Raw genomic sequence first — 12438 nt, forward strand, 5'->3', positions numbered from 1 at the left:
TCCTTTCGGTATAGGCCCCGCCCATGCGCTTTCAAACCCCACTTGTGCCCGCCCGACTAATCCGTCGCTACAAACGCTTCCTAGCGGACGCGGTGCTGGAAAGCACGGGAGAAGAGATTACCGCTCACTGCCCGAACCCCGGCGCGATGCTGGGACTTAAAGGCGACGGAACACGCATTTGGCTGGAGGGAAACGACGACCCAAAGAGAAAGCTGAAATACGGGTGGCGCACTGCCGAACTGGCTGGGGGCCACTTCGCCTGCATAGATACAGGTTTGCCCAATAAGGTGATCAAAGAAGCGCTCCTGAAAAAACAGATCTCCGAACTCTCGTCCTACGAAACTATAAGACCCGAGGTGGCGTACGGAACTGGAAGTCGCGTGGACTTTCTGTTGGCGCAAGACGGGTTGCCGGACGCATATGTCGAAGTGAAAAGCGTCACCCTGCGACGCGACGGAAATTGGGCAGAATTTCCCGATTGCGTCACTGAACGGGGTGCAAAGCATCTGCGGGAGTTGACCGAAATTGCGCGCACCGGCGCCCGAGCAGTGATGCTTTATCTGGTTAGCCGTACAGATTGCGATCAGCTGCGAATGGCCGCTGATCTAGACCCTAAATACGCCAAAGCTTTCGACATTGCCCGTAACGGCGGCGTCGAAATGCTGTGCTACGCCAGCACTATCTCCAATACTGGGATGTCGATTGGAAAAGCGCTACCGATCGACCCCGCACCACAAAGCTGCCCAAGGGTGGTCTAACCTCAAACGGCATATTATATGTGTCGCAAGCAACACCGGAGTTACCTTTGGACGACACGACACATAAAGGCCGCATCACCAAGCAAGGCATCCGCATCTATGACAACGTAGATTTCGCAGGCATGGCCAAGGCTGGCGCGTTGGCCGCTCAGATACTCGATGACGTGGCTGAACTTGTGGTGCCCGGCACCACAACAAAGGTTTTGGATACAGCGATCACCAAAATGGTGAACGACGCGGGCTCTACCTCTGCCACCATCGGCTACAAGGGCTACCAACACGCGAGTTGCATCAGCGTGAATCATGTCGTCTGCCACGGCATACCCGGCCCGAAGCTGCTAAAAGAAGGCGATATTCTGAACATCGACGTTACGGTGATCGTGGACGGGTGGTTCGGCGACACCAGTCGCATGTATGTCGCGGGCAAACCCAACCGCAAGGCGGAGCGGTTGATTCAGGTGACCCATGACGCGCTGTTTGAAGGCATCAATGCCGTCAAGCCGGGGAACACATTCGGCGATATCGGGAATGCCATTCAAAAATACGTTGAAGGACATCGCATGTCCGTCGTCCGTGATTTCTGTGGTCACGGGCTGGGCCGCGTGTTCCATGCGCCACCAAACGTACTTCACTATGGTCGACCCGGCACTGGTGCAGTGCTGGAGGAGGGCATGTTCTTCACAATTGAACCCATGGTGAACCTCGGGCGACCCGAAACAAAGGTGCTCGCTGACGACTGGACTGCGGTGACCCGCGATAAGTCACTGTCGGCGCAGTTTGAGCATTCGATTGGAGTGACTGCAGACGGGTGTCAGATTTTCACCCTGTCACCAGGCGGGAAGTTCCACCCGACCTATTGAGGCGCTTAACCCGCAATTAAGTCGAATCATCCGAACTGGTGCCATGACACTGCACCAAGCACATATGATGGACGCCCTACCGGGATTGCAGCCGCATCGGATCTCTATTTCCCACTCTCGGGAGGCGGAGCAACACGGCCATCGCAAGCGTGTACGGGATAGGTTTTTGAAAGCCGGGGGCGATGCAACGCCTGAATCGGAACTGCTGGAACTGGTGCTATTTCGCGCGATCCCCCGCCGGGAGGTGCGTAGTTTGGCGCGACGCCTATTGGCGACATTCGGTGACTTTAACGGTGTTATCGCCGCGTCCCCCAATCGGCTTTCTGCTGTGCAGGGTGTTGGGACAAGCGTTATTCAGGAGCTGAAAGTTGTAGAAGCTGCGGCGCAAACCATGGCGCGAACCAAGGTTATGCACCGCGACGTACTGTCGTCTTGGGATGCGCTGCTGCAATACTGCCGCGCAAAGATGGCTAATATGGAGCGCGAGCAGTTCCGTGTGCTGTTTTTGGATCGCCGCAACCGCCTGATCGCGGATGAAGCACTACAGACAGGAACGGTCGATCATGTACCTGTTTATCCGCGAGAGGTGATCAAACGGGCGTTGGAACTCAATGCTTCCGCTTTGATCTTGGTGCATAATCACCCGTCCGGAGATTCAACGCCCTCCCGTGACGACATCGCAATGACCCGCCAAATTCGCCAAGGTGCTGAAACCTTGGGTTTGGTCTTGCACGACCACCTAATCATCGGAAGCAGCGGCACTTATTCCTTCCGCTCCAACGAGCTTCTTTAGGCTCTATTTCACCCAAACTTCGACGCGACGGTTGATTGCCCGCCCCCAATCCGTGTCATCGCACGCCATCGGTAGCGCCTCGCCAAATGCGTCTGTACGGAGTTTAAGGCGCTTGAAGTCCGCGTCCGGCGCTGCCTCTTTCAGCAACCGCAAAACTGTCTTCGCTCGTTTCAGTGACAAGGTCAGATTGGGTTCCGCTGGCCCGTCGCCGTCACTAAATCCGGCGAGCAACAAATCTTGGTCGTTGAACGCACCAGTTTCAATCGCGCGGGCTAGGCGAATGATGTTTTCTTGTGACTGCACATCAAGGCGGGTGCCACCTGTGAACCGGAATGTGGTCGAAAGACGGTCACGATCGCGCAACGCCTCGACCATAGCTTGCAGGTCATCCAATGTGACTTCCGGTCCGGCTTGCGAAATTGCGTGGGCAAGCCGGTCACCTTGATCATCAAACCTTGTTTTGGTGATTGCCTGATCAACGAAGCCTGCCCTGCGAATAACCAGATCAGCGGCTGGATCTTGGGTAAAGTCGAGAAATTCACGCGCGATAAGTGGCAACCGGCGCGCTGGTGTATAAAGCATCAAGGGCAATGTGAGCGGGTAATCCTCCGACCGCAAAGCAGAGAGCGTCGCGTTGGTCTCGAAGCCGCAACTTCCGGCTACCTGAAGGGGAATTGCATTTCCAATCTCGCTAAGCGTTGTCAGGCCTATCGCAAAGGTATCGCCCGCCACAGCATCTGCCAGATCTTCCAAAAATTCATGGTGGGTCGCACCTTCCGCAAGAGACGCCGCATTCGGGCGCAATACGCGGTCTTCAAATGTCTCCAAGAGCCCCGATTCCGGCTTCGGAAGGTGACGGATGATCGGAATATCCGCGCCGCCAATGTCCGACCAACGCTTCACGCTGCCTGACAATGCGGCTGCCATTTGTTCCAAGGATATGCTGCGCAGCTGCTGACTCGGTGCGGTGATAGCCACAACTCCATCCAAAGCCACGACCCGGGCGCGCCGTCCTTTCAGCAAATCTCCTGAGGCCGCGCTGCGTGCCATCGCGATTTCGGCGCTGCGCGGCTCACGCAAGACCAAGGCAATGTCTGCCTCCTCCGCAATTAGGTCAGCATACCCCTCTGCGGTGGTTCCTGATGACAACTCGAACCGCGCCTGCACCCGCTCGCTGTCCTTAAGCTCGAAAGTGGACTGACGGTCATTCGTCACCTCACGCGTTACCGAAAGTCCTTTCCGCATCGCGAAAGCTTGAATCATTGCAGGAATAAGCACATCAGCCATCCGGTCAGCGCCCGACAGGCGAATGTTCGCAACAAATGCGTTTAAGTCGGGACAACCAGGGCCGTCGCATGTCACGCCCTGACCATCCAACGTCAGTGGCCCGTAGATCGTTTCAACCCGATAGAACTCGCCATCGTAAGTGAGCAAAGTCCCTTCAATCTGGATCGCACCATCGCGTGACGTCAGTTTCACGTCATTTGCGGACGCCGTCATCGCGGACGCGCAAAGCCAGATTGCCGCCCATAAGCTGCGCCATAAAAAGTGCACTTGATTATCCGCCTTGGTTTCCTGCGAGTTTCAGGTCTCGAAGGATATTTTTCAACTCCAGTCTTTCACCAACCGCCCCGCATCCTGGCCCTTTTAAGGTCAGGTCGTAGGTTGAAGTCGGCTCGCCCGGCACCGTTCGATGTACGCGCGCAGCATGGCCAGCTTCACAGTTGTTTGCAGTTACCGCTGCTTGCATCGACAAGCGAACCACACCAGAGGTTGCGCTGTCGCTTATCCGGCTTGAAAAGACCTGTAAAACGGCGCCACTTGTATCAAGCGACTGCCCCAGATGAAAAACCTGACCATCCAAAACCTTCGGAGCCTTCGCGACGAGCTCGCCCGGATCGGCTCCGCTCCATTGCAAAGCGACGCGGGCAAAGTTCTGCGCATCTGGCACATGGGCGGCTGCATTCAGAACAGTGCCGTCCGACAAAACCGCTTTTAGTTCGGCATACTCATCAAGCGCGGGAAGCAAAAACGATAGCTCACCCGTGAGGGGCATTGGTTGCGTGAAGGCAAGGTTCTCATGCTCAATCCGCACGACATCATAAGGCAAACAAGGTGCAGAAACCCGGACGTTTAACATAGCATCTGGGTTGGGCGTTATGGTCAGAGACGACCCACATGCCGTGCCGAAGTTGGAAATGTTAGCCTGCCTTGCGACAATTTCCGTGACGGGATCCTGATACTCCGCAAATGGAGCTATCGCAGAGGTGAATGTTACAAGCGTTTCATCAACGTCGTGCGGAAGCTCTGGTGACGGAAGCAAAACGTTCGGCCGTGGCGGCGTAATCGCCGCGGCTATTCCGTCTGCATGTGTCGGGGATACAATACCAAACCACGCAGCCAGCGCTGCGCCTGTCAAAATTCTGCTCATTTACCTGCCTTGCCGAGTATTCTCGTTGCAATAGAATTTTAGCGTAGCAGAAAATCAGCCTTGGCGAAATAGTGAGGTTTTACCCTTAACCGAGCTCACCATGACAGTGCTTGAACTTCTTACCCGACCCACAAGGGCAGGGAGAGTTGCGCCCGGGATTGCCCCATGTCGTTTGATCGTTCTCGTCGAAGCCCGGAGCAGCAACACCTTCGTGTTCAGTTTCCAGTTCAGCTACGGGTTGGCCGCCATTTTGCTGTGCCAAGAACTGCTTCATCAGCTGTTCTTGCTCTTCCTCGCTTAGCGGGCGCACTTTTGACAGCTTTTCAGTGACATCGACACGCAGGCTATCCAGCATGCTTTCGAAAAGCTGGAAGCTTTCGGTTTTGTATTCGTTCAACGGATCACGTTGCGCATAGCCGCGGAAGCCCACGACCGAGCGCAGATGCTCCAGTTTCAACAGATGATCGCGCCATTTACCGTCAATGGTTTGCAGCAACAGCTGCTTTTCGATGTTCCGCATCTGCTCTGGACCAAAGTCAGCAGCTTTCTTGGCCATGAACTTGTTAGAAGCGTCATAAAGGCGTTCACGAATATCACCGTCGTCGACACCCTCTTCCTCGGCCCAAGCGATGACCGGGAGGTCCATTCCAAGGGTTTCCATCACAGCGACGTAAAGCCCCTGCATGTCCCACTGGTCGGCATAGCTTTTGGCGGGGATAAACTGGTCAACCAGATCGTCGATCACCTGATGGCGCATGTCTTGGGCGATCTCGCCGATGTCCTCGGCTTCCATGATTTCCATGCGCTGGCCAAAGATGACCTTGCGCTGGTCATTCATGACGTCATCGAATTTCAGCAATTGTTTTCGAATGTCGAAGTTACGCCCTTCGACCTTTGCCTGCGCCTTTTCCAGCGATTTGTTCACCCATGGGTGCGCAATCGCTTCGCCTTCTTTCATGCCCAATGTGGACAGCATTTTGTCCAAGCGCTCAGAGCCGAAAATGCGCATCAGGTCATCTTCCAATGACAGGAAGAAACTAGAGCGACCCGGGTCACCCTGACGACCGGACCGACCACGCAGCTGGTTATCGATACGGCGGCTCTCGTGACGCTCGGTGGCCAAAACATACAAACCGCCAGCGGCCTTAACTTCGTCTTCGGCCTTGGATTGTTCTTCCTCGATACGGGCACGGATCGCTTCTGGATCCCCATCAGGGTCGGCTTCCAAAGCTGCCATGATCTTCATTTCGACGTTACCGCCAAGTTTAATATCAGTCCCGCGTCCCGCCATGTTTGTTGCAATTGTCACCGCACCCAAGGTACCAGCGTTCCCGACAATCTCGGCTTCCTTCTCGTGCTGACGTGCGTTCAGGACGTTATGTGGAACGCCTGCTTGTTCCAGAAGCTGGGACAGGAATTCCGATTTCTCGATAGACGTTGTACCCACCAGAACGGGTTGACCAGTTTCGTGGGCCTTTTTGATCTCTTCGACGATGGCTTCGTATTTTTCCTTCGCCGTGCGGTAGATCGCGTCATGCTCGTCAATACGGGCGATGGGCTTGTTTGTGGGCATTTCCACCACGCCCAAACCGTAAATTTCGGCAAACTCTTCTGCTTCTGTCGCAGCGGTGCCGGTCATGCCGGCCAGCTTGTTATAAAGACGGAAGTAGTTCTGGAAAGTCACAGAAGCCAGCGTGATATTTTCAGGCTGAATCGGGCAGCCTTCCTTGGCTTCGATGGCCTGATGCAGACCACCGGACAGGCGACGGCCAGCCATCATGCGGCCGGTGAATTCGTCAACAAGCATAACCTCGTTGTTTCGAACCATATAATCCTTGTCCCGATGAAACGCCTTATGCGCCTTCAAAGCCTCGGTGACATGGTGCACGAGGGAGGTGCTTTCGGGATCGTAAAGGGATTGCTCTTCCGGCAGCAGTTCCATCTCGCGCAGACGAACTTCGATGAAATCGTTGCCAGCATCGGTGATCGTAACAACGCGGGTTTTCTCGTCGAGTTTGTAGTGCTCTTCTGTCAATTCGGGGATGAGTTTGTCGATGGTCAGATACAGATCGGATCGGTCATCGGATGGGCCGGAAATGATCAAGGGCGTGCGCGCTTCGTCGATCAGGATCGAGTCAACTTCATCGACGATCGCGAAGTTATGGCCGCGTTGAGACATCTCGGCCAGGTTCGAGCGCATGTTGTCGCGCAAGTAATCAAAGCCCAGCTCATTGTTTGTGGCGTAGGTGATGTCGGCAGCGTAGGCAGCGCCTTTCTCGGAATCCGGCTGCTGCGGGTAAACCACGCCTGTGGTCAGGCCCAGAGCTGCATAGACTTTGCCCATCCATTCCGCATCGCGTTTGGCCAGATAGTCATTGACCGTTACGATATGAACGCCCTTGCCCGACAATGCATTCAAATATGCGGGGAAGGTCGCTACGAGCGTTTTGCCTTCACCGGTTTTCATTTCCGCGATGTTGCCTTGGTGCAGGAAAATGCCGCCCATGATCTGGGTGTCAAATGCCCGCAGGCCTAGCGCGCGGCGTGCTGCTTCACGGACGTTGGCAAAGGCTTCCGGAAGCAGGTCATCCAGATTCTCACCGGACTGCGCCCGCATGGAAAGCTGCTCGGTACGTTGCTTGATTTCGTCGTCGCTCAGGGCCTCGAATTCGGGCTCCAGCGCATTGATCTTAGCGACCAGCGGGCGGACGGCCTTTACTTTGCGGTCATTCGGCGTTCCGAACACCTTTTTCGTAATGGTTCCCAAACCGAGCATATTTCCGCGCCTTTTGTGATGGCTGACAAATTCGTGTGTAGGTTCACCTTGCCCCTAGGGCCGTCGCACCATATCTCGACTGCCAAGACAAGACGCGCCTCAAACCTCTTGGCGATGTAAGGGCCGTGTCTGATAGTGTCAACGCCGCGCCCCCGTGCGGCCCCTGAGGAGACAGGTAATATGGGCAAATTTTCAACACTTCTTCGTGCAACCGGCCTTGCTGTGACCGTCGCAATGCCTGCGGCTGCACAAGATGCAACGACCGTAATGGCGACTGTAAACGGCACGGACATCACGCTCGGTCACATGATCGCGCTGCAAGAGCGCCTGCCAGAGCAATACAAGCAACTCGAAGACGCAGTTCTGTTTGACGGAATTCTTGAGCAATTGATTCAGCAAACGGCCCTTAGCCAAGAAATGGAGAAAGACCTCTCCGGTGCAATCGAATTGAGCAAAGAAAACGAAATCCGCGCATTCCTTGCGGGTGAGTTGCTTGCGAAGATCGGTACTGCCGATGTTGATGAGGCTGCGGTTGAAGAAGTTTACAAAGAACGCTTCGCCGAAGGTGAGCCGGATATGGAATTCAACGCGTCCCACATTCTGGTGGAGACCGAAGATGAAGCCAAAGAGCTGATAACGATGCTCGCAGATGGTGCTGATTTTGCCGAACTGGCGAAAGAAAAATCCACGGGCCCGAGTGGTCCAGGTGGTGGCTCCTTGGGTTGGTTCGGCAAGGGGGCGATGGTGCCTGCCTTTGAGCAAGCGGTCGTCGCGATGGAAGACGACACCGTATCTGAACCCGTCCAAACCCAGTTCGGCTGGCATGTGATCAAGCGCAATGAAAGCCGCGTGAAGGAAGCGCCTGCTTTGGACGATGTCCGTGACGAGATCGAGCGCGAGCTTCGCGCCAAGGCAATCGACGATGAAATTACCCGCCTTACCGACACTGCAACTGTATCGCGCACTGAGGTTGAGGTTGATCCAGCTGCCATCCGCGATGTAGGCCTGTTGTCAAAGTAACTGGCACAAAAGGTCCACCACCATGGCCAAGATCACCAAAGTATCCCCCCTCGCACCCAAGGGGGGATTCCCCAAGCTACCCGTGATCGACGGCGTACGCTTTTCTACCATCGCTGCCGGTGTCAAATATGCTGGCCGCACAGATGTCATGCTTGCCGAAATTGATGCTGGAAGCGCGGTTGCAGGTGCGTTTACGCGGTCTTCAACACGCTCGGCCCCTGTTCTCGACTGTCAGTCGAAATTGGGCCGCGTCGAAGATGATGGCAAAGGCTTTGCGTTTCTTGTGAACTCCGGCAACTCGAACGCATTCACTGGCCGCGTTGGGGTTGAGGCGGTTAACGCCATTACAAGCGCAACAGCAAAAACCCTGAACCTGCCTTCCTCGCACATCTACACCTCGTCCACGGGCGTGATTGGCGAGCCGCTTCCCTACGGCAAAATAACCGACGCTTTGGGCGCCTTGTCGCAATCACTTGATGCCAACCGTATTGAAGACGCGGCCCGCGCTATTATGACCACAGATACCTTCCCGAAAGGATCTACGGCCACCTGCGAAATTGGCGGCATCGAGGTAACGGTCGCTGGTATTGCCAAGGGTTCCGGCATGATTGCGCCCGATATGGCGACGATGCTTGTCTATATCTTTACCGACGCCAAGATCAGCCAAGCAGGATTGCAAGACATGGTATCGCGCCAGAACGAGCATACCTTCAATTCGATCACCGTGGACAGCGACACGTCCACCTCTGACAGCCTGTTGGTTGCAGCGACCGGCACATCCGGTGCGGATGTTGAGGATAACGAGACTTTCGAAAGCACGCTTGGCGTCGTGATGAAAGACCTTGCGCATCAGGTCGTGCGTGACGGTGAAGGGGCAACCAAGTTTGTCGAAATTCAGGTTCAAGGCGCAGCCGACATTGTCGATGCCCGCAAGGTCGCGATGTCTATCGCAAATTCGCCCTTGGTGAAAACCGCCATCGCGGGGGAGGACCCGAACTGGGGTCGTATCGTTATGGCAGTCGGTAAATCCGGCGCACAGGCTGACCGCGACCGGCTTTCGATCTGGTTCGGTGACGTGCTGGTTGCAGAAAACGGTTGGGTATCGCCGACCTATGTGGAAGCGGATGCCGCGGCACATATGAAAGGTGAAGACCTGCTTATCCGCGTCGGTTTGGGGCTTGGTGCGGGACACAGCACCGTTTGGACCTGTGACTTGACCCATGGCTATATCGAGATCAACGCGGACTACCGATCGTGAAAACCGTATTGGTTTCTGCCGTTGCGCTCATTGACGCGGATGGCAGAGTGTTGCTCGCCCAGCGCCCCGAAGGAAAATCCATGGCAGGTCTGTGGGAATTCCCCGGTGGTAAGGTCGAGCCCGGTGAAACACCGGAACACGCGCTAATCCGCGAGCTGCAAGAGGAGTTGGGCATCAACACGTGGCAAAGTTGTCTCGCCCCACTCACTTTCGCCAGCCATAGCTATGACGATTTTCATTTGCTCATGCCGTTGTTTGCCTGCAGGAAATGGGAAGGCATCCCGACGCCCCAAGAAGGCCAAATCCTGGAGTGGGCGCGCCCCAACGCGCTGAAAAACTACCCTATGCCACCGGCAGATATCCCATTGTTACCCATTTTGCGTGACTGGCTATAGACTTAACACCTGCGTCAAATTGTAAAAAATATTTGGTGGCATAAACGAAAAAGCTGGCTAAACTCTGCCTGAATAACTTTGGGGGAAGTTAAAATGCTACGTACAGTGACAATTGGCAGCTGCGTTTCAATTCAGGGTATTTTCGTCAAGGCGCTTGAGAACGGGCTTATCCGCATCAAGGTCGACGAAAATATTTTTGAAGGCCGCCCTGTAACCCCCAGAATGAGCTAGACCCAACCCTTTAGGTTATCTTCAATGATCTGGGTCAGCGCTGCGATGTGCTTTGGTTCGTCGTTGAGGCATGGAATATAGGTGAACTGCTCGCCACCGGCCTCTTCAAAGCTTTCCTTAATCTCTTCGTTGATCTCTTCCAGCGTCTCGATGCAGTCGGCAGAAAACGCAGGGGCGATCACGGCTATCTTCTTTTTGCCTGACTCTGCCAATCGGGCCACCTCTTCAACGGTATAAGGTTTTAACCATTCCTCGCGGCCAAAAACAGACTGGAAGGTTGTGGTGATTTCGGTGTCCCCCCAGCCTAAACGTTCCTTCAACAGACGCGTCGTTTTCTGGCATTGGCAGTGATAGGGATCGCCCTCCATCAAATAGCGGATCGGCATTCCGTGATAGGAACAAACCAAGATATCCGGCCGCTCAATCCCCTCATACGCGCGTTCTACCGAGTGAGCGAGCGCGTCGATATACGCCTCGTTCTCGAAATATGCTGGAACAGTGCGGGCAGACGGTTGCCATTTCTCCTGCATCAAAGCTCTGAAGAATTCGTCATTAGCAGTGGCGGAGGTCGCTCCCGCATAGTGGGGATAAAGCGGGAAAAACACGATCTTGTCGCAGCCCTTGGAGATCAATTCCCTGACCTTTGATTTGGTCGAAGGATTGCCATAGCGCATGCAGAAATCCACTTCGACAGCGTCACCGTACTTGTCCTGCATTGACGCCTTGATCGCTGCGGTCTGTTCTTTGGTGATCGTCAACAACGGGCTTTCGCCCTTGTCGTGGTTCCAGATGCTTTTGTAAGCCTCGCCGGACGCGAAAGGGCGGCGCGTCAGGATGATCAGCTGTAGCAATGGCTGCCACTTCCACGATGCGATATCCACAACACGCTTGTCGGATAGAAACTCGTTCAAATAGCGGCGCATCGGCCAGTATGTGTAGTCGTCAGGTGTACCAAGGTTGGCAACAAGGACGCCAATCTTGCCGAATTTTACCTTGGGGTGATCTGTGTCTGCGTAGGGCAAGGGTGTCGGGTTCATCATATTCATTTCTATTGGTCCTTGTCCCCATTAACGGGTTTTGCGTCTGATCCCAACTCGGTCGTGCTTAGAAAATCCGCCAATCGCGTAGTGGCCGACCCGGGTTGCAGCGGCTTTTGCTGCGTTTCGGATGGCGCCCACCCGGTCAGGAAGATCATCTCGAACGTGGCCGCTACTCGATCTGGTTCAGAAGTGTAATTGTCGGAATAGATACGTGCCATGCGCGCAAACAGATCACGCGGCGGTGGGGTTTTTTGACGGTCAAACAAGACGTTGCCCTCACCCATCGCCCGCAAGTCATGAAGCAGGGCCATTGGAGAGCTATAGCTAACTGTGCGGTTAGAGCTATCTGCGACCGGTAACGCAAGCCCGGCGCGTTGCAGCAAACCACCCAAGTCACGGATTTCACCCATCGGTGCCACACGGGGTGACAGACCGCCGGTAAGGGCAACCTCAGCCTCTGATAATGCGGCCCGCAATTCAGAAAGCGTTTGGCCACCAAGGAATGCTGAAAGAAACAAGCCGTCAGATTTCAAAGCGCGACGGCACTGAACCAGTTGACCGACAGGGTCGTTTGCCCAGTGAAGGCACATTGCGTGAATAACCAGATCATGCGCCTCAGGCTCTAGGGCCAAGGTGTCTTCGTCCGGCACAATGCGCGCATTAGGGAAAGCTTTCGCCCAGAAATCCGGATGCCCGGTAACAATCGCGGGGGACGTAAACGACCTGTTAACGTCAATCAGCCTTTCTTGAATCTCAAACAGCGCCTCGTCGTGCAGGAACATTGCAGAGCCCTGCTGTTCCGCCCGTGCACGTTGCCGAAGCAGCGCCGCGCGGTCAGTGAGGAGGCGAGGTTGGGACAATGAAAAACTCCTGTGG

11 protein-coding genes are annotated in these 12438 nt (G+C 55.1%); 6 read left to right on the top strand and 5 right to left on the bottom strand.

The genetic code is table 11. From position 1 onward, the window contains the following. The first annotated feature begins 23 nt into the window (after positions 1-23). Genes sfsA through radC form a run of 3 tightly spaced genes read left to right on the top strand, consistent with a single transcriptional unit; the run spans position 24 to position 2411 of the window. Positions 24-758 (top strand): DNA/RNA nuclease SfsA, encoded by a 735-nt coding sequence (gene sfsA / locus BDE40_RS16815; RefSeq protein WP_134016529.1) that lies wholly within the window; start codon positions 24-26, stop codon positions 756-758. A 47-nt stretch (positions 759-805) separates the two neighbouring features. After that, on the top strand, positions 806-1618 hold the full coding sequence (map, locus tag BDE40_RS16820) for a type I methionyl aminopeptidase (protein WP_246030493.1): 813 nt from the start codon (positions 806-808) through the stop codon (positions 1616-1618). Positions 1619-1661: 43 nt separating this feature from the next. Then, a complete protein-coding gene (radC, locus tag BDE40_RS16825) occupies positions 1662-2411 on the top strand; it encodes a RadC family protein (protein ID WP_134016531.1) in 750 nt (249 codons plus the stop codon). Between the two features lie 3 nt (positions 2412-2414). Here radC and BDE40_RS16830 read toward each other — a convergent pair whose 3' ends face one another. The 3 genes from BDE40_RS16830 to secA form a co-directional block, all read right to left on the bottom strand. Further along, complete coding sequence (locus tag BDE40_RS16830) at positions 2415-3890, bottom strand: phosphate ABC transporter substrate-binding/OmpA family protein (protein WP_246030494.1); 1476 nt, start codon at positions 3888-3890, stop codon at positions 2415-2417. A 79-nt stretch (positions 3891-3969) separates the two neighbouring features. Further along, positions 3970-4842 (bottom strand): hypothetical protein, encoded by an 873-nt coding sequence (locus tag BDE40_RS16835; protein ID WP_134016535.1) that lies wholly within the window; start codon positions 4840-4842, stop codon positions 3970-3972. 85 nt (positions 4843-4927) lie between these two features. After that, entirely contained in the window at positions 4928-7618 is a 2691-nt protein-coding gene (secA, locus tag BDE40_RS16840) for a preprotein translocase subunit SecA (RefSeq protein ID WP_134016537.1), read from the bottom strand. Positions 7619-7798: 180 nt separating this feature from the next. On the opposite strand from secA, the gene BDE40_RS16845 reads away from it, so the two are divergent. Genes BDE40_RS16845 through BDE40_RS16855 form a run of 3 tightly spaced genes read left to right on the top strand, consistent with a single transcriptional unit; the run spans position 7799 to position 10291 of the window. Continuing rightward, positions 7799-8638 (top strand): peptidylprolyl isomerase, encoded by an 840-nt coding sequence (locus BDE40_RS16845; protein WP_134016539.1) that lies wholly within the window; start codon positions 7799-7801, stop codon positions 8636-8638. Positions 8639-8660: 22 nt separating this feature from the next. Further along, on the top strand, positions 8661-9896 hold the full coding sequence (argJ, locus tag BDE40_RS16850; RefSeq protein WP_134016541.1) for a bifunctional glutamate N-acetyltransferase/amino-acid acetyltransferase ArgJ: 1236 nt from the start codon (positions 8661-8663) through the stop codon (positions 9894-9896). Then, entirely contained in the window at positions 9893-10291 is a 399-nt protein-coding gene (locus BDE40_RS16855; RefSeq protein ID WP_134016543.1) for a (deoxy)nucleoside triphosphate pyrophosphohydrolase, read from the top strand. The genes argJ and BDE40_RS16855 overlap by 4 nt, the downstream gene beginning before the upstream one ends. 227 nt (positions 10292-10518) lie before the next feature. Here BDE40_RS16855 and hemH read toward each other — a convergent pair whose 3' ends face one another. Both hemH and BDE40_RS16865 read right to left on the bottom strand, forming a co-directional pair. After that, positions 10519-11568: a ferrochelatase gene (hemH, locus tag BDE40_RS16860; RefSeq protein ID WP_134016545.1), complete on the bottom strand. Its 1050-nt coding sequence runs from the start codon at positions 11566-11568 to the stop codon at positions 10519-10521. Between the two features lie 2 nt (positions 11569-11570). Further along, a complete protein-coding gene (locus BDE40_RS16865) occupies positions 11571-12422 on the bottom strand; it encodes a methyltransferase domain-containing protein (RefSeq protein ID WP_134016547.1) in 852 nt (283 codons plus the stop codon). Between the last annotated feature and the right edge of the window lie 16 nt (positions 12423-12438).

It is taken from the genome of Litoreibacter halocynthiae, from assembly GCF_004365635.1.
Taxonomy (GTDB): domain Bacteria; phylum Pseudomonadota; class Alphaproteobacteria; order Rhodobacterales; family Rhodobacteraceae; genus Litoreibacter; species Litoreibacter halocynthiae.